The following is a 17373-nucleotide window of genomic DNA, read 5'->3' as shown; positions in this document are numbered from 1 at the left end:
GTTCACCGGCGCGAAGCCTTTCCGATCGACTTCGACCGGTCCAACCACTCAGACCTCAGGAGCGGGCCGATTCCACTCCTGGAGAAGGGATTTCACCATGAAGAAGTTCACCGGCGCTGCTCGGCCGACCACCGTGCTGCTCGCCGTCCGCAGGTTCGGCGGCTGGCTCCGTCGGCGCTACCGGAAGGTGGCGGACGGGCCGCCGGACGCCGGGATGAGCACGGCGGAGTACGCGATCGGCACCGTTGCGGCCTGTGCCTTCGCCGCCGTGCTCTACAAGGTGGTGACCAGCGGCACGGTCTCCGGGGCGCTGTCCGAGATCCTCGACCGGGCCCTGCATGCGGTCTGACCGGCGACCGGCGGACAGCGGGATGGTCACGGCGGAGACCGCGGTCGGGCTGCCCGCCCTGGTGCTGCTGGCGGCGATGCTCACCTGGGGCGTGGTGGCGGCGGGGGCCCAGATCCGCTGCGTGGACGCGGCCCGGGTCGGGGCCCGGGCCGCCGCCCGGGGCGACGCCGATGCGCTGGCCCAGGCCACCGCCGCGGCCCCGCGCGGAGCGAAGGTCGCCATCGACCTGGGCGCCACCACCGCCCGGGCCACCGTCGAGGCCCCCTGCCCGGGGCCGGGCCGCCTCGCCGCACTGCTGTCGGTCCGGCTCACGGCCACGGCGGTGGGCGCCCGGGAGGACGTGCTGGTCGACGGCGAATGAGAACGAACACGAGGACGGCCGTGCGGACGGTTGTGCGGACCGGCCGGAAGTCGGGAAGGGAGGTGGTGCCGTGCGGGTGCGGGGGAGCGGTGTGCCGTCGGGAACGGCGGGCGACCGCGGTTCGGCGACGGTGTGGCTGGTGGCCCTCGGGTCGCTCGGGGTGGTGGTGTTCTCGGTCTGTCTGATGCTGGGCACGGTGGTGGCCGCCCGCCACCGCGCCGAGTCGGCGGCCGATCTCGCCGCCTTGGCCGCCGCCGACCGGCTGCTGCTCGACGAGGACGGCGGCTGCGGGCGGGCCGAGGAACTGACCAGGGCCCAGGAACGGGCCGAGCTGGTCTCCTGCCGGGTGCTCCCGGGCCAGGACGCGGTGGAGGTGGTCGCCCAGGTGCCGATCCACGGTGTTCCGGTGCCGCTGCCCCCGGCCCGGGCCCGCGCCCGGGCGGGTCCGGTCTGGGCCTGGGGAGACGAGACCGCCGCGGTCGCGCTCACCGGCGGGCACGGCGGGCGGGAGCCGCCCCGGCCGGAGCCGGGCCCGGAGGCCGTCGTCGTGGCGGGCGTGCGCGGCAGTGGCCGGTCAGCCGGACCTGGTCGGCTCTTCCCCGGCGGCTGTGGCCGGGGCGCCGGCCAGCAGGGTGGTGAGCAGGCGGATCGCGGCAGCCTTGTCGAGCGGCTCGTTGCCGTTGCCGCACTTCGGGGACTGCACGCACGACGGGCAGCCGCGCTCGCACTCGCAGGCGGCGATGGCGTCCCGGGTGGCGGTCAGCCACTCCACGGCGCGCCGGAAACCGCGCTCGGCGAAGCCCGCGCCGCCGGAGTGGCCGTCGTACACGAAGACGGTCGGCAGGCCGGTGTCGGGGTGCAGGGGCACCGAGACGCCGCCGATGTCCCAGCGGTCGCAGGTGGCGAACAGCGGGAGGAGACCGATGGAGGCGTGCTCGGCGGCGTGGGCCGCGCCGGGGAGCTGGTCGAACGGGACGAGTGCGTCCAGGAGTTGGTCCTCGGTGACGGTCCACCAGACGGCGCGGGTGCGCAGCGTGCGGGGCGGCAGGTCGAGCTTGCTCTCGCCGAGGACCTCCCCGGTGGAGATCCGCTTGCGCAGGTAGCCGACGACCTGGTTGGTGACCTCCACCGAGCCGTAGCCGAGCCGGGCCTCGCCCCACTCCTCGATGGTGTCGGTGGACAGGATCGAGATGGAGGTGACGTCCCGGGCGGAGGTGGTGTACGGCGGGTTCGCGGGGGAGACCAGGGCCACCGAGGACTCCAGGTCGAACTCGCGGACCAGGTAGGTGCGGCCCTGGTGCAGGTGGACGGCCCCGGTGTGCACGGTGGTGTGCGCGGCCTCGGCGTCCACCGTGCCCAGCAGCCGTCCGGTGTCGGCCTCGACGATCTGCACGGGGCTGCCGCCGCTGCCGCGCAGGTCGACGCCGTCGGCGGCGCGCTCGCGGCGGGTCCAGTACCAGGAGCCGTCCGAGCGCCGCCGCAGCAGGCCGCGCCGCTCCAGCACCGGCAGCAGCGGCGCGGTGGACGGGCCGAACAGCTCCAGGTCGGCGTCGGTGAGCGGGAGTTCGGCCGCGGCGGCGCACAGGTGCGGGGCCAGGACGTGCGGGTTGTCCGGGTCGAGGACGGTGGCCTCCACCGGGGTGGCGAACAGCGCTTCGGGGTGGTGGACCAGGTAGGTGTCCAGCGGGTCGTCCCGGGCGATCAGCACCGCCAGCGCGCCCTGGCCCTCCCGGCCCGCCCGCCCGGCCTGCTGCCACAGCGAGGCCCGGGTGCCGGGGTAGCCGGCCAGCAGGACGGCGTCCAGGCCGGAGACGTCCACGCCGAGTTCGAGGGCGGAGGTGGAGGCGAGGCCGAGCAGTCGGCCGGTGTGCAGGTCGCGCTCCAGGGCGCGGCGCTCCTCGGCCAGGTAGCCGCCGCGGTAGGCGGCGACCCGGGCGGCGAGCGGCTGGCCGAGCTGCTCCTGGGCCTGCAGCGCGACCAGTTCGGCGGCCCGCCGGGAGCGGACGAAGGCCACCGTCCGGGTGCCGCCGTGCACCAGGTCGGTGAGCAGGTAGCCGGCCTCGGCGGTGGCGCTGCGGCGGACGGGCGCGCCGTGCTCACCGGTGTTCTCGGTCAGCGGCGGCTCCCAGAGCGCGAACACCAGCGGGCCGCGCGGCGAGGAGTCCTCGGTCACGGCGGTGGCGGGCAGGCCGGTGAGCCGCTCGGCGGTGACGGCCGGTTCGGCGGTGGTCGCGGAGGCCAGCAGGAAGGTCGGCTCGGAGCCGTAGCGGGCGCACAGCCGCCGCAGCCGGCGCAGCACCTGGGCGACGTGCGAGCCGAACACGCCGCGGTAGGTGTGGCACTCGTCGACCACCACGTACCGCAGCGACTTCAGGAAGGAGGACCAGCGCGGGTGGGCGGGGAGGATGCCGCGGTGCAGCATGTCGGGATTGGTCAGCACGTAGGACGCGTACTGGCGGACCCACTCGCGTTCCTGCGGCGGGGTGTCGCCGTCGTACAGCGCGACCCGGACGCGGTCGGGGACGAGTTCGGCGGCGCGCCGGCGCTGGTCGGCGGCCAGCGCCTTGGTCGGGGCCAGGTACAGCGCGGTCGCGCCCCGCCCGTTGCGGGCCTCGGTGCCGGTCAGCAGGTCGCTCAGCAGCGGGGCCAGGTAGCCCAGCGACTTGCCCGAGGCGGTGCCGGTGGCGATCACCGTGGTCCGCCCGGCGGCGGCCAGGTCCATCGCCTCCGCCTGGTGCGCCCAGGGCAGCACCACGCCGAGCCCGGAGGCCGCCGCGACGACCTCCTGACGGATTCCTTCCGGCCAAGGCGCATACCGGGCCTCGCGGGCGGGCAGGTGCTCCGTATGGGTGAGGCGCTCCGACCTGCCGCGCTCGGTGGAAAGGGCGGTGAGCAGGGCCTCGGGCTGGTGGTGACGGGGCGGCATGAAGACCCAGTGTGTCACCGGCGTGACGGAGAATCGCTGTTAACCATCGTGCGGCCATGGTCGCAGGTGGTTGAATGAAGCCCGTGACGGCCGCACGGCCGAGGGCCGCAACGCCGAGGCTCCGACCTGCCGGTTCGCCGCGCCCCGGCCCTGCGACCCTGCGGTGGCAGCCGCCGGGCTGAAGATCGCAATGACATAGCAAGGCAAGGTGCTGGAGGTTCCGTGGACCTGTCCCTGTCGACCCGTACTGTCGGCGATCGCACGGTCGTCGAGGTTGGCGGCGAGATCGATGTGTACACCGCCCCCAAGTTGCGCGAGCAGCTTGTCGAGCTCGTCAACGACGGCAACTACCACTTGGTCGTGGACATGGAGGGCGTCGACTTCCTCGACTCCACCGGCCTCGGCGTGCTGGTGGGTGGCCTGAAGCGGGTGCGTGCGCACGAGGGTTCGCTGCGCCTGGTGTGCAACCAGGAGCGCATCCTGAAGATCTTCCGGATCACCGGTCTGACCAAGGTGTTCCCGATCCACAACTCGGTGGACGAGGCCGTCGCCGCGACCGACTGACGGCTCCCGCCGGTCTGCTGTTCCAACCGAATCACTTCGATCGACCGCCGCCGGTCGGCCGGGCCCAGCGTCCTGCCCGGCCGGCGTGGTCGGTGTCCCCGCCTCCGCCGTGCGGGCCGGTGTGCCCGGCGGCGGGGAGCAACCCCGGAGGGGAGACATGGCAACCGTCGAACTTCGATTCAGCGCGCTTCCCGAGCACGTGCGCACCGCCCGGCTGGTGGCCGCCGCGGTGGCCAGACGCGCGGGGGTGGACGAGTCGGTGCTCGACGAGTTGCGCCTCGCCGTCGGTGAGGCCTGCTCGCGCGCCGTGGCGCTGCACCAGCGCAACGGCGCGGGCGGCGCGGTCCGGGTGGCACTCACCGAGCAGGAGAAGCGGTTCCTCATCGAGGTCGCCGACGAGGCCGGGCCGGCGCACGCCGCCGGTGCCGCCGAGGGCGGGGACCCGGAGGACGAGGACGCGCTCGGCCTCGCGGTGATCACCGGCCTGGTCGAGGACGTCGAAGTCGGCAATGGCTCCGACGGCGGCGTGATCCGGATGAGCTGGCCGGTCTCCCCGGTGTCCGTCTCGGTCTGATCGACCGGGCCAGGCCGGGCGGGCCGACGGGCAGGCCGGCAGGCCAACGGGCAGGTCGGTCTGGCCGGCCGGACCGACCAAGCCGGTCAGGTCGGGTGGGTCTGGTCGGGCCGGGGCACGTGCGCCGGGTCGGTCGGACGAGCCGCTCCGGTACCCCAGCAGAGCTGTGAGTCGCACCGTCTCGGCAGGTTGGGCGAGGCGGTGCTTCGTCGTGTCCGGAGGGCCGGGGGTCGGCAGGTGTGGTGGGCGGACAAGGCGTCCTCGGGGCGTTGAGCTGGGCGGATGCCGTGGGCCGCGGCCTTCCCGCCGGGGCGGTTCGGGCGGGCGTGTAGGTTCGCTGGCGATGCCCGGAGCCGGGCGTCAGTGACCGAAAGGGCCCCGGTGAAGAAGCGACTGGTGACCGTTCCCGTGCTCGGCGTGCTGTTCGCGCTGGCCGCGGTCGGCTGCTCCGCCGACGACTCGTCGGCGAAACTCGACGGCTGGGCGAAGAGTGTCTGCGACGCCGCGAAGGACCCGGTCGCGCAGTCCAGGACGGCCCTCGCGGACACCGCGAACGTCAAGGACGGCGAGGCCCCCGTCGACCTGCAGAAGCGGCTCTCGGCCGACCTCGCCTCGCTCGCCACCACCAACCAGCAGCTGGCCGACGCGGTCCAGAAGGCCGGGGCGCCGAAGATCGACAACGGGGCGAAGGTCCAGCAGGACGCCGTCAACGAGCTGAAGCAGGTCGCGCAGGGCTACCTGGACGCGCAGAAGAAGCTCGACGGGCTGGCCAGCGCGGATCAGGCCAAGTTCGCGGACGGGCTGCGCAGCGTCGGCGACCAGGTGCAGCAGCTCTCCCAGGTGTCCACCTCCGCGCTGGCCGCCCTGCAGAGCGGCGGCCTGGGCGAGGCGATGAAGAAGCAGCCCGGCTGCAAGGCCGGCACCGCCGGAACGGGTGCGGCCTCCGCGAGCCCGTCGGCCGGTGCGACCGACGGGGCGGGCGCGACGGGCGGAGCCGGCACCGGGAGCCCCGGCGCCTCCGCCGACCCGGCCGCCTCCGGCAGCCCGTCCGGGGCCGCCACCGACTCCGGTTCGCCCTCGCCCGCCAAGAGCTGACGCCCCGTCGGTCCACGTCGCCCCGCACCGCGTGCCTGCGGGCGGGGCGGCCGGGGTGCGGGACGGGGGAGAATGGCGGGGTGACGAACAGCCCCGTACTTCCCGTACTTGACGCCGACCGGTCGGCGGAGTTCCGCGAGGCGCTGCTGAAGGCCTCCTTCACCGCCGACGGACTGCTGGACCTGCTGGGCCCGACCGCGTACGCGGCGCTGGCCCGCAGCGAGGCCGTTCCGGCGCTGCGGGCGACCCGGGGCGGGTCGCCGCTGGAGACGCTGGTGCGGCTGTTCCTGCTGCAACGGGCCGTGCCCCGGGCCGCGGCCGCCGCCGCGCTGCCGGTCGACGCCCTGCCGGTCGACGCCCTGCTGGCCGACGGCTGGCTGACCGCCGACGGCGACGAGCTGCGCGCCACCGTGGACGTGCGGCCGTACGCCGACGAGGTCGCCGGGCTGCCCAGCGCCGACGCCTGGGTGGTGTCCGACCTGGGCTGCGCGGTCGGCGGCGCGGGCGGGATCGGCTCGGGCCGGACGGCCGCCGGGGTCGAGCGGCGCGACCTGGTGCTCGGGGTCGGCGGGGCGTCCACCACGCTGGCCAACCTGACGGTGCGCCGGCCGGTGCGCGAGGTGCTGGACCTGGGCTCCGGCTCCGGCGTGCAGGCCCTGCACGCGGCCCGGCACGCCCAGCGGGTCACCGCCACCGACCTCAACCCGCGGGCCCTGCACTTCACCCGGCTGACCGCCGCGCTCTCCGGCTTCGACCAGGTGGAGACGGCCGAGGGCAGCCTGTACGAGCCGGTCGGCGACCGGCGCTTCGACCTGATCGTCTCCAACCCGCCGTTCGTGATCTCCCCGGCCGGCCGGTTCACCTACCGGGACGGCGGGATGGCCGGCGACGAGCTGTGCCGCAGCGTGGTCCGCGGCGCGGCCGCCCACCTGGCGCCCGGCGGCTACTGCCAGCTGCTGGCGAACTGGCAGCACGTCAGGGGCGAGGACTGGCACGACCGGCTGGCCGGCTGGGTGGCCGGCACCGGCCTGGACGCCTGGGTGGTGCAGCGCGAGGTGCAGGACGTCGCCCAGTACGCCGAGCTGTGGCTGCGCGACGGCGGCGACCACCGCGGCGAGGAGTACACCGCCCGGTACGAGGAGTGGCTGGACGGCTTCGAGGCGGCCGGCGTCGAGGGCATCGGCTTCGGCTGGATCACCCTGCGGGCCTCCGGCGCGGCCGAGCCCGTGGTGCGGATCGAGGAGTGGCCGCACCCGGTCGAGCAGCCGCTCGGCCCGCACATCGAGGAGTGGTTCGCCCGGCAGGACTTCCTGCGCGCCCACGACGACGCCGGGCTGCTGGCCGCCCGCTACCTGCTCGCCGACGAGGTGGTCCAGGAGCAGATCGGCGACCCGGGCTCGGAGGACCCGGAGCACGTGGTGCTCCGGCACAACCGGGGCATGCGGCGGGCCACCAAGGTGGACACGGTCGGCGCGGGCTTCGTCGGCGTCTGCGACGGCACCCTCGCGGCCGGGGAGATCGTCGACGCGATCGCCCAACTGCTCGGCGAGGACCGGGCGGCGCTGCGCGAGCGGGTGCCCGAGTCGCTGCGGCTGCTCACCGAGCAGGGGTTCGTCGAGCCGGTGCGCTGAGCCGGTGCGTCGAGCCGGTGCGCTGAGCCCGTGCGTCGAGCTGGTGCGCCGAGTGGATCCCGGGGACGTTCACCTCGTCGTTCCCCGGGCGTGGCCCGGCGTACTCCGGGCGTCCGCCGCCGGTTGTCCACCGGGTGCCATGGTGCTGTCCACAGGCTGTGGAAGCGCGGGGGAGGACCGGGGTGGAGACGCCGACGACGCTGGTGGGCGGGGCGGTCCTGACGGTCTTCGGGAGCGCGCTGCTGCTGTGGTGCGCCGTGGAACTGCGTCTTCGCCACCACCTGCGCCGGCGTGGCGTGCCCGCCACCGCGCAGGTGGTCGCCGACCCCGACGCGGCCGGCGCGATGGACAGCAGCCCGCTGCTCTCGTACCCGGTGGAGCTGTCCGGCGGCCGGGCCGACACCGGTGCCGGGTCCGGTACCGTTCACGAACTGCGCCCGGTCTCCGTGCCGGACGACGAGTCGCACCACCTGGTGCTGGCCCGGCCGCGGGGCAGCACGCCGCTGCGGCGGCCGGTCCGGCTGGCTCCGGGCGCGGCCGTCCAGGTCGCCTACGACCCGCGCCGCCCGGACCGGGTGGTGCTGGCCGCCCACGAGGAACTGCCCTCGCTGCCGGCCGACCTGTTCTGGGCGCTGCTCGGCACGTCCGCGCTGGCCGGCGGGCTGACGCTGCTGGCCGTGGCGCTGCGCTGACGCCCCCGGGCCGGTCCGCGAACGCCCCGGTCAAGGCGGTGCCGCACCCCCTCGCGGTCACGGAGCGGGTTCTTCCGGACGGCCGGTGACGGGCGGGACGGGCGGCTCCCGAGCGGGCCCCGGCCGTTCGTCCACGGGCCGGTCGGGACGGGGCGGAGGGCGTGGTTGGCGGGGAAAGACATGCCCCGGGGCCTGCCATCGGGTTACCGTTCGAGTGGCGTCGGTCGGCCTTGCCGGTGAAAAAGCGGGTTCCGTCCGTTTGACAAGAGTGGCCGGGGTACGGTCACACTCCGCTGGTGGGGCCGTCGCGTTGTGACGCCCAGGAGCTTTGGTAAACGACCGGGAGAGAAGAGCGAAGGTGTCCCCGAGCAGCGAGACCGCGCACGGCAAGCGACTCGTCATCGTCGAGTCGCCGGCCAAGGCCAAGACGATCAAGGGCTACCTCGGGCCCGGCTACATCGTCGAGGCCAGTGTCGGTCACATCCGCGACCTGCCCGGCACGGCCGCCGAGGTCCCGGACGAGTACACCGGCGAGGTGCGCCGCCTCGGCGTCGACGTGGACCACGACTTCGCACCGATCTACGTGGTGAACCCGGACAAGAAGTCCCAGGTCAGCAAGTTGAAGTCGCTGCTGAAGGAGTCCGACGAACTCTTCCTCGCCACCGATGAGGACCGCGAGGGCGAGGCCATCGCGTGGCACCTGCAGGAAGTGCTGAAGCCCAAGGTGCCGGTGCACCGGATGGTCTTCCACGAGATCACCAAGGACGCCATCCAGGAGGCCGTGCGCAACCCGCGCCACCTGAACAAGCGCCTGGTCGACGCCCAGGAGACCCGCCGCATCCTGGACCGCCTCTACGGCTACGAGGTCTCCCCCGTGCTGTGGAAGAAGGTCATGCCGAAGCTCTCGGCGGGCCGCGTCCAGTCCGTCGCGACCCGCCTGGTGGTCGAGCGCGAGCGCGAGCGGATCGCCTTCACCTCGGCCTCGTACTGGGACCTGGTCGGCACCTTCGGCACCGGCCGCACGGCCGCCGACGCGGCCAACCCGGAGTCCTTCGGGGCCCGGCTGGTCTCGGTCGACGGCAAGCGGGTCGCCACCGGCCGCGACTTCGGCCCGGACGGGCGGCTGAAGAGCGCCGCGACCACCCTGCACCTGGACGAGCAGGCCGCCCGCGCGCTGGCCGCCGCGCTGCAGCAGACCGCGTTCAGCGTCCGCAGCGTCGAGTCCAAGCCGTACCGCCGCTCCCCGTACGCGCCGTTCCGCACCACCACGCTGCAGCAGGAGGCCAGCCGCAAGCTGGGCTTCGGCGCGAAGCGGACCATGCAGGTGGCGCAGAAGCTGTACGAGAACGGCTTCATCACCTACATGCGCACCGACTCGACCACGCTGTCGGAGACCGCGGTCACCGCGGCCCGCGCGCAGGTCACCCAGCTGTACGGGGCCGACTACCTGCCGTCCGCGCCGCGCACCTACGCCTCCAAGGTGAAGAACGCGCAGGAGGCGCACGAGGCGATCCGCCCGTCCGGGGACCGCTTCCGGACGCCCGCCGAGACCGGGCTGAGCGGTGACGACTTCCGGCTGTACGAGCTGATCTGGATGCGCACCGTCGCCTCCCAGATGAAGGACGCGGTCGGCCAGTCGGTCACCGTGAAGGTCGGCGGCCGGTCCGCGGACGGGCGGGACGCCGAGTTCTCCGCCTCCGGCAAGATCATCACCTTCCACGGCTTCCTGAAGGCCTACGTCGAGGGCGCCGACGACCCGAACGCCGAGCTGGACGACCGCGAGCGCCGGCTGCCGCAGGTCGCCGAGGGCGACCCGCTGGCCGCCGAGAAGCTCACCCCCGAGGGCCACGCCACCAAGCCGCCGGCCCGGTACACCGAGGCCTCGCTGGTCAAGGAGCTGGAGGACCGGGAGATCGGCCGCCCGTCCACCTACGCCTCGATCATCGACACGATCATCAACCGCAAGTACGTGTTCAAGAAGGGCACCGCCCTGGTGCCGTCCTTCCTGTCCTTCGCGGTGGTCAACCTGCTGGAGAAGCACTTCGGCCGGCTGGTCGACTACGACTTCACCGCGAGGATGGAGGACGACCTCGACCGGATCGCGGCCGGCCAGGCCGAGTCCGTGCCGTGGCTCAAGCGCTTCTACTTCGGCGAGGGCGAGTCGAACGGGGCGGCGGTCGGCGGGGCCGCGGACGCCGGGAACGGCGACGGCGACCACCTCGGCGGCCTGAAGGAGCTCGTCACCGACCTCGGCGCGATCGACGCCCGCGAGATCAGCTCCTTCCCGGTCGGCGACGGCATCGTGCTCCGGGTCGGCCGCTACGGCCCGTACGTGGAGCGCCCCTCCGCCGTCGAGGGCGAGCCCGGCCAGCGGGCCGACGTCCCCGAGGAGATGCCGCCGGACGAGCTGACCGTCGAACTCGCCGAGGAGCTGTTCAACAAGCCCAGCGGCGAGCGCGAGCTCGGCACCGACCCGGTCAGCGGCAACCCGCTGGTCGCCAAGGGCGGCCGGTTCGGCCCGTACGTCACCGAGGTGCTGCCCGAGGGCACCCCGAAGACCGGCAAGAACGCCGTCAAGCCGCGCACCGCCTCGCTGTTCAAGTCCATGGACCTGGACACCGTCACGCTGGAGGACGCGCTCAAGCTGCTCTCGCTGCCGCGCGTCGTCGGCACCGACGCCGAGGGCAACGAGATCACCGCGCAGAACGGCCGCTACGGCCCGTACCTGAAGCGGGGCACCGACTCGCGCTCGCTCACCAGCGAGGACCAGCTGCTGTCCATCACCCTGGACGAGGCGCTGGCGATCTACGCCCAGCCGAAGGCCCGGGGCCGGGCCGCCGCCGCGCCGCCGCTGAAGGAGCTGGGCAACGACCCGGTCAGCGAGAAGCCGGTGGTGGTCAAGGACGGCCGGTTCGGCCCGTACGTCACCGACGGGGAGACCAACGCGACGCTCCGCAAGGACGACGAGGTCGAGACCATCACCCCCGAGCGGGCGTTCGAGCTGCTTGCCGAGAAGCGCGCCCGCGGGCCGGTGAAGAAGACGGCCAAGAAGGCCCCGGCGAAGAAGGCCACGGCCACCAAGACGGCCGCCGCCAAGAAGACCACCACGGCGAAGAAGGCCACCGCGAAGAAGACGGTGGCGAAGAAGGCCGCGACGGTGAAGAAGACCGCCGCCAGGGCCACCGCGGCCAAGGAGGCCGGTACCGCCGACGGCGGTTCCGAGGAGAGCTGACGGACACTCCGTAACGGGCCTGTTCGAATCCGGGCAGGCCCGTTAAGACCGGGGCCCCGCACTCGCTACGCTGACCGTATGACGAGCGAGGAGCTGCCCCCCACCGCGCGCACCGCCGCCCCCGGCCTCCCGGAGGTCGCCCCCGCCGGGACACCCGGCGAACGGGCCCGTGCGCTGCTGAGGCTGCGGCCCTACCGGAAACTGTGGACCACCCAGCTGCTCGGCGGTGCCGCCGACCGGCTGACCGTCCTGGTGCTGGTGCCGCTCACCGTGGCGGCCGCCGCCCTCGGCGGCCAGCTCGGGCACGGCTACCGGGCGCTCCCGCTCGCCGTCGCCGCGGTGTTCGCGGCCCGGCTGCTGGCCACCGGCCTGTTCGGCGCCGCGCTGCTCGGCCCCGTGCACGCCCTGGTCGGCGGCAAGCTCGACCGGCGCTGGAGCCTGCTCGGCGCCGACCTGGTCCGCGCCCTGCTGATCGGACTCGCCCCCTGGTGGACCGTCTGGACGCCCGGCTCGGCGATCTGGCTGCTGCTCGGCACCGCCTTCCTGGCCGGCGCCGCCGAACGGATCTGGACGATCGGCAAGGCCGCCGCCGTTCCCGGCCTGCTGGCCGTCCCCGAACAGCCCGGACCGCCGTCCGCCGCCGCGCTGGACGCCGTCCGCACCCTCGACCTGCGCACCGGCTGGGCCGCGCTGCCGCTGGCCGCCGGCGGGCTGATCGTCCTCACCCTGCTCAGCAACGTGCTCGCCGCGGTCGGCCTGGGGTGGCTGCGGGCGCACCAGCTCGCCGTCGCCGCGCTCGGTGCCGCCGTGCTGTTCGCCGTCAACGCCGCGCTGCTGTACCTCCAGGAGCTGCCGGCCGGGGCCACCGCCGCGCCGCGCTCCCCGCTGCAGGGTCTGCGCGCGCCGACCGATGCCCTCCCGTCGCCCACCACCACCCTTGCCGGAGACGCTCCGCGTCGCCCCTCCTTCGGCCCGTCCCTGAAGAAGGGCCGCACCGGCTCCGCCCCGTACTTCACCTTCTCGATCGCCGCCTCGTACGCCGCGATGGCCGGCGTCGCCGCGCTCGGCCTGCTCACCGCGGGGGAGCACCTGGCCGGGCCGATCGGCTACGGCCTGCTGGTGCTGGCCGCGGCCGGCGCCCCCGCGGTCGGCATCCGGCTCAGCCGGGCCACCCTGCCCGGCCTGTCCCGCCGCCGGCTGCTCGCGCTCGGCCTGGTCACCGCCGGGGTGGCGCTGATCCTGGCCGGGCTGGTCCTCGACTTCGTCCTGGTGCTGCTGTTCACCGTGCTGGCCGGACTGGCCGCCGGCGTGGTCATCGCCACCGGGCGCGGGCTGCTCGCCCAGGAGATCGAGGAGATCCGGCTCGGCAAGGTCACCGAGCACCTGTACGCCGTGCTGCGGGCCGTGGTCGGCGCCGCGCTGATCGGCATGCCGCTGCTGGCCGCCGCGTACGGGCAGGTCGCCCTCGGCGAGGTCGGCCGCGGCCACTTCACCTTCATCCACGACGGCGCGGCGCTCGCCGTCTCCACCGCCGGGCTGCTCACCCTGGTGCTGGCCGCCGTCGTGCTGCTCAAGACCGACGACCAGCGCGGCGTCGTCCCGTTCGGCCGCGAGCTGGCCCAGGCCGTCCGCGGACAGGCCGAGGTCGCCCCGCACCGGGCCGCCGGGAAGGGCTACTTCATCGCCCTGGAGGGCGGCGACGGGGCCGGCAAGTCCACCCAGGCGCAGGCGCTGGCCGAGTGGATCCGGGCCAAGGGCCACGAGGTCGTCCTCACCCGCGAGCCCGGCGGCTCCCCGATCGGGCAGCGGCTGCGCGCCCTCGTCCTGGACGTCGGCAACACCGGCCTGTCGCACCGCGCCGAGGCGCTGATCTACGCCGCCGACCGGGCCGAGCACGTCGAGAACGTCATCCGCCCGGCGCTGGAGCGCGGCGCGGTCGTCCTCACCGACCGGTACATGGACTCCTCCATCGCCTACCAGGGCGCCGGCCGCGACCTGGCCGCCACCGAGGTCGCCCGGATCTCCCGCTGGGCCACCGGCGGGCTGGTTCCCGACCTGACCGTCGTCCTGGACGTCGACCCGACCGCCGCCCGGGACCGCTTCACCGAGGCGCTGGACCGGCTGGAGTCCGAGCCCACCGAGTTCCACCAGCGGGTCCGCTCCGGCTTCCTGGCGCTCGCCGCCGCCGACCCGGCCCGCTACCTGGTCGTCGACGGCACCCAGCCCGCCGCCAACGTCACCACCGCGATCCGGCACCGGCTCGACCGCGAACTGCCGCTCTCCGACCAGGAGAAGGCCGCCAAGGCGGAGCAGGAGCGCAAGGCCCGCGAGGAAGCCGCCCGGCGCGCCGCCGAGGCCGAGGCCGCCCGCAAGGCCGCCGAGGAAGCCGAGCGCAAGCGCCTCGAACTGCTGGAGCAGCTGCGCGCCGAGCAGGCCGAGAAGGACCGGCTCGCCGCCGAGGAAGCCGCCCGGGCCGAGGCCGAGGCCGCCCGCAAGGCTGCCGAAGCCGCCCGGATCGCCGCCGAGGCGGAGGCCGCCCGGCGCGCCGAGGAGGACGCCGTGCGGCGGGCCGAGGAGGCGGCGCGGGCCGAAGCTGCGGCTGAGGCCGCGCGCAAGGCGGCGGCCGAGGAGGCCGCCCGGGCCGAGTTCGCCCGGCAGCGCGAGCTGCAGCGGGAGGAGCAGCGGCGGCGCGCCGAGGAGGCGCTGCAGCGGGCGGAGGCCGCGCGGCGGGCCGCCGAGGCGGAGGCGGCCGCGGCGCTGGCGGCGGAGGCTCCGGCCCCGGCTGCGGCCCCGGCTGCGGATGAGACGGCGGTGCTGCCGAAGGTGGACGAGACGGCGGTGCTGCCGAAGGTCGACGCCGACTCGGAGAGCACGCGGGAGCTGCCCAAGCCCGGGGCGGGGAAGCCGGGTTCGGGGGACTCGGACGCCAGCGCTGGTTCGGGTTCGGGGAAGCCGGCTGTGGACGAGACCGCGGTGCTGCCGAAGGTCGGGGACGTCGAGGAGACGGCGGTGCTGCCGGTGGCGGACCCCGCCCGGCGGGTGCCCGAGGGGCTGTTCCGGGACGAGCCCGACTCTGCGCAGACCCGGGAGCTGCGGCCCCGGCCGGAGTGGGCGGAGGAGACCCCGCTCGACGACCTGCCCAGCCTGACGGACAGCCTGCTCGGCTCCCGCGAGGAGTGGGCGCGCTGGGAGGCGGCGGAGCCCGAGGCCGGGCCGGAGGAGGAGCAGCAGCCCAAGAAGGGCGGCTGGCGGCGCCGCAAGGACTAGCCGTCCGGGCGGGGCGCCGTTCGACCTCGCGGCGGGCGGGGGACGGGGGACGGTCCTGCCCGTGGTGGGCGTCGGCGGCCTGCGCCGGGTGTGTCCTGGGCCGGGGTTAGGCTCGGCGGGGCGGGATCGGCGAGGAGGAGCGCGGCGTGAGTGTGTGGGACGACCTGGTCGGGCAGGACCGGGTGGTCGAGCAGCTGCAGGCGGCGGCTCGGGCGGCCCGGGCGAGCGTGCTGGCGGGCCGCGGCGGGGCCGCGGCGGGCAACGCCTCGTTGATGACGCACGCCTGGCTGTTCACCGGCCCGCCGGGCGCCGGGCAGGTGACGGCAGCGCGGGCGTTCGCGGCGGCGCTGCAGTGCACCAGCCCGGACCTGGAGCTGGGCGGGGTGCCGGGCTGCGGGTTCTGCGACGGGTGCCACACGGTGCTGTCGGGCAGCCACGCGGACGTGAAGCAGGTGCGGACGGACGGTCTGTCGATCGGCGTCGGCGACATGCGCGACCTGGTGCTGCGGGCCGCGAGCTACCCGACCGGCGGCCGCTGGTCGGTGATCCTGGTGGACGCCGCGCACCGGCTGACCGAGGCGGCCGCGAACGCGCTGCTGAAGGGCGTCGAGGAGCCCTCGCCGCGGACGGTGTGGCTGCTGTGTGCGCCGTCCGTGCAGGACGTCCTGCCGACGATCCGCTCGCGCTGCCGGCTGCTGGTGCTGCGGACGCCCGCCGCGGAGGCGGTCGCCGACATGCTGGTGCGGCGGGACGGCGTGGAGCCGGCGGCGGCCCGGATCGCGGCGCTGGCCGGGCAGGGCGACATCGACCGGGCGCGGCGGCTCGCGGTGGACGAGCAGGCCCGTTCGCGGCGGGCCGAGGTGCTGCGGATCCCGCTGGAGGTGGCCGATCTGGGCGGCTGCCTGGCGGCCGCGCAGCGGCTGGTGGACACCGCGAAGGCGGACGCCGAGGCGCTGGCCGAGACCCAGGACGCCCGGGAGACCGAGGACCTGCGGGCCGCGTACGGCGCGGCGGAGGGCAGCCGGGCGCCGCGCGGCATGGCCGGGGCGGTGAAGGAGCTGGAGAAGCGGCAGAAGAGCCGGGCCACCCGGACCCGCCGCGAGACGCTGAACGTGGCGCTGGGCGACCTGCTGGGCTTCTACCGGGACGTGCTGGCCCTGCAGTTCGGCGCGGGCGGCGAGCTGGCGAACGAGGACCAGCGGCCGGCCCTGCAGCGGGTCGCGGGGGCGGGCGCGGCGGAGAACACGCTGCGCCGGATCGAGGCGGTGCTGGCCTGCCGCCGCGCGCTGGACCGGAACGTGGACCCGCTGCTGGCGGTGGAGGCGATGACGGTGGCGCTGCGGGCGGGCTGAGCGGCCGTTCCCGGGACCATCCGGGGTGCCTCCGGGGCGCCCGTCCGGAGTGTCGTCCGGCCGTCGCTCGTTCGAGTGAACGTGTCGAGACGCCCGTACCGCCCCGGGGTCAGGGGGCACGTGGTCTTGCACCCTGTGCACTGACCACGCGCTCGCGTCCGGCGGCCGGTCCTTCCCCGAGGTGGTGCGTCCCATGCCCCGTTCGCTCCTCGTCCTGTTGTTGCTGGTGGCCGCGGTGGCGGGCAGTTGGCTGGCCCGTTCGGCGATGGTGCGCTGGCGGGACCTGCGGGCCGCGCAGACGTACGAGCTGGCGGCGGAGGCGCGTCCGGCGCTGGTGCGGGCGGGGGCGGCGGCGCTGTGCCTGATGTGCGTGAGTGCGCTCGGGGTGGCGGTGCTGCTGGGGGAGCGGGGCGGGGTGCGGCAGGCGGTGGCGGCGGTGGAGGAGGGGCGGTCCGCGGGCAGTGCGGACGGGGCGGCGGCCTCGGCGCCGGTTTCGGCGGCACCGGTTTCGGCGTCGGCGTCGCCCTCGCCTTCGCCTTCGCCGGTGGCGTTCGCGGCGGTGGGGCGGGCGGCGGGCGGGGAGTTGATGCAGGGGGCGGTGCCCGGGCCGGACGGGCGGGTGCGGACGGTGCGGGTGTGGCTGCCCGCCGAGTACGGGAGGAACGCGACGGACCGGTTCCCGGTGATCGTGCTGCACTCCGGGACGCCCGGGCGGACCGCCGACGCCGACCTGCCGGACGTGTTCGACGGGGTGGCGTCGGCGGTCCAGCAGGGCAAGGCCCGGCCGTTCGTGGTGGTCGCCCCCGAGGCGCCCGGCGGCACCGGCCACCCCTGCGACCTGGTGGCCGCCGCCCCGCAGGCGGTCGCCGACGACGCGGCGCTGCGTTCGGCGGTCGGCGCCGCCTTCCGCACCCTGCCGGCCGGCCCCGCGGGCTGGAGCGTGCTCGGCGTGGACGGCGGCGCGCCCTGCGCGGCGGCGGCCGGGCTGGCCCGTCCCGACCTGTACGGGGCCGCCGCGGCGGTCTCCGGCCGGTACGACGCGAAGGCGCTGACCGGGGCGGCGGCGGAGGCCCCCGGGGCGGTGGGGGCGCGGCTGCTGCTGGCCGCGGCGAAGCGGGACACCGACGGGGTGGCGTCCGGGCGGGCGGTGCAGGCGGCACTGCGGGACGCCAAGTCGCGGGCCGAGGTGCGGACTTCCGAGGTGGTGCAGGACTACACGCCGGAGCGGGAGCGGCTGCGGCTGGTGCGGGTCGCGGTGCAGTACCTGGCGGAGCAGCTCGCCAAGTAGCGGGCGGCGGGGGCGGGGTGGGGGTGGTCGGGGTGGGGCGTC

12 protein-coding genes and 1 pseudogene are annotated in these 17373 nt (G+C 75.3%); 12 read left to right on the top strand and 1 reads right to left on the bottom strand.

The features are described 5' to 3' along the window. Window positions 1–97 precede the first annotated feature (97 nt). The 3 genes and pseudogenes from OU787_RS14355 to OU787_RS14345 all read left to right on the top strand — a co-directional run. Window positions 98–349 (top strand): DUF4244 domain-containing protein, encoded by a 252-nt coding sequence (locus OU787_RS14355; RefSeq protein ID WP_030461453.1) that lies wholly within the window; start codon window positions 98–100, stop codon window positions 347–349. Between the two features lie 22 nt (window positions 350–371). After that, entirely contained in the window at window positions 372–710 is a 339-nt protein-coding gene (locus OU787_RS14350) for a TadE family type IV pilus minor pilin (RefSeq protein ID WP_268659547.1), read from the top strand. Window positions 711–780: 70 nt separating this feature from the next. After that, window positions 781–1146 (top strand): annotated as a pseudogene (locus OU787_RS14345) (Rv3654c family TadE-like protein); the annotation flags it as partial. Between the two features lie 138 nt (window positions 1147–1284). Here the strand turns inward: OU787_RS14345 and OU787_RS14340 are convergent. After that, complete coding sequence (locus tag OU787_RS14340) at window positions 1285–3636, bottom strand: DEAD/DEAH box helicase (RefSeq protein WP_268659546.1); 2352 nt, start codon at window positions 3634–3636, stop codon at window positions 1285–1287. 222 nt (window positions 3637–3858) lie between these two features. Between OU787_RS14340 and bldG the strand changes: the two genes are divergently transcribed. The 9 genes from bldG to OU787_RS14295 all read left to right on the top strand — a co-directional run bounded on the left by bldG (window position 3859) and on the right by OU787_RS14295 (window position 17331). Then, complete coding sequence (gene bldG / locus OU787_RS14335; RefSeq protein ID WP_014136695.1) at window positions 3859–4200, top strand: anti-sigma factor antagonist BldG; 342 nt, start codon at window positions 3859–3861, stop codon at window positions 4198–4200. Window positions 4201–4357: 157 nt separating this feature from the next. Beyond that, window positions 4358–4774, top strand: coding sequence for an ATP-binding protein (locus tag OU787_RS14330; protein ID WP_268659545.1), 417 nt, complete (start codon window positions 4358–4360; stop codon window positions 4772–4774). A gap of 396 nt (window positions 4775–5170) precedes the next feature. Next, on the top strand, window positions 5171–5869 hold the full coding sequence (locus OU787_RS14325; RefSeq protein ID WP_268659544.1) for a small secreted protein: 699 nt from the start codon (window positions 5171–5173) through the stop codon (window positions 5867–5869). An 80-nt stretch (window positions 5870–5949) separates the two neighbouring features. Next, the gene (locus tag OU787_RS14320) at window positions 5950–7500 is read left to right on the top strand and encodes a DUF7059 domain-containing protein (RefSeq protein WP_268659543.1); all 1551 of its coding nucleotides are present in this window, start codon (window positions 5950–5952) and stop codon (window positions 7498–7500) included. A gap of 182 nt (window positions 7501–7682) precedes the next feature. Beyond that, a complete protein-coding gene (locus tag OU787_RS14315; protein WP_030461459.1) occupies window positions 7683–8192 on the top strand; it encodes a DUF3592 domain-containing protein in 510 nt (169 codons plus the stop codon). Between the two features lie 358 nt (window positions 8193–8550). Continuing rightward, on the top strand, window positions 8551–11424 hold the full coding sequence (gene topA, locus OU787_RS14310; protein WP_268659542.1) for a type I DNA topoisomerase: 2874 nt from the start codon (window positions 8551–8553) through the stop codon (window positions 11422–11424). Between the two features lie 78 nt (window positions 11425–11502). Beyond that, a complete protein-coding gene (gene tmk, locus OU787_RS14305; RefSeq protein WP_268659541.1) occupies window positions 11503–14691 on the top strand; it encodes a dTMP kinase in 3189 nt (1062 codons plus the stop codon). 146 nt (window positions 14692–14837) lie between these two features. Continuing rightward, window positions 14838–16043, top strand: coding sequence for a DNA polymerase III subunit delta' (locus OU787_RS14300; protein ID WP_030461462.1), 1206 nt, complete (start codon window positions 14838–14840; stop codon window positions 16041–16043). Window positions 16044–16236: 193 nt separating this feature from the next. Then, complete coding sequence (locus tag OU787_RS14295; RefSeq protein ID WP_268659540.1) at window positions 16237–17331, top strand: hypothetical protein; 1095 nt, start codon at window positions 16237–16239, stop codon at window positions 17329–17331. The last annotated feature ends 42 nt before the right edge of the window (window positions 17332–17373 follow it).

Origin of the sequence: Kitasatospora sp. YST-16, assembly GCF_026802215.1 — a bacterium.
GTDB lineage: Bacteria > Actinomycetota > Actinomycetes > Streptomycetales > Streptomycetaceae > Kitasatospora > Kitasatospora cineracea.
The sequence above is the reverse complement of the archived record's forward strand: the minus strand, read 5'-3'. Positions and strand labels throughout refer to the sequence as shown.

Coding starts and splice junctions, on each gene's coding strand:
- tmk (WP_268659541.1), top strand. CDS start 11,503: ATGACGAGCGAGGAGCTGCCCCCCACCGCGCGCACCGCCGCCCCCGGC.
- OU787_RS14330 (WP_268659545.1), top strand. CDS start 4,358: ATGGCAACCGTCGAACTTCGATTCAGCGCGCTTCCCGAGCACGTGCGC.
- OU787_RS14355 (WP_030461453.1), top strand. CDS start 98: ATGAAGAAGTTCACCGGCGCTGCTCGGCCGACCACCGTGCTGCTCGCC.
- OU787_RS14295 (WP_268659540.1), top strand. CDS start 16,237: ATGCCCCGTTCGCTCCTCGTCCTGTTGTTGCTGGTGGCCGCGGTGGCG.
- OU787_RS14340 (WP_268659546.1), bottom strand. CDS start 3,636: ATGCCGCCCCGTCACCACCAGCCCGAGGCCCTGCTCACCGCCCTTTCC.
- OU787_RS14350 (WP_268659547.1), top strand. CDS start 372: ATGGTCACGGCGGAGACCGCGGTCGGGCTGCCCGCCCTGGTGCTGCTG.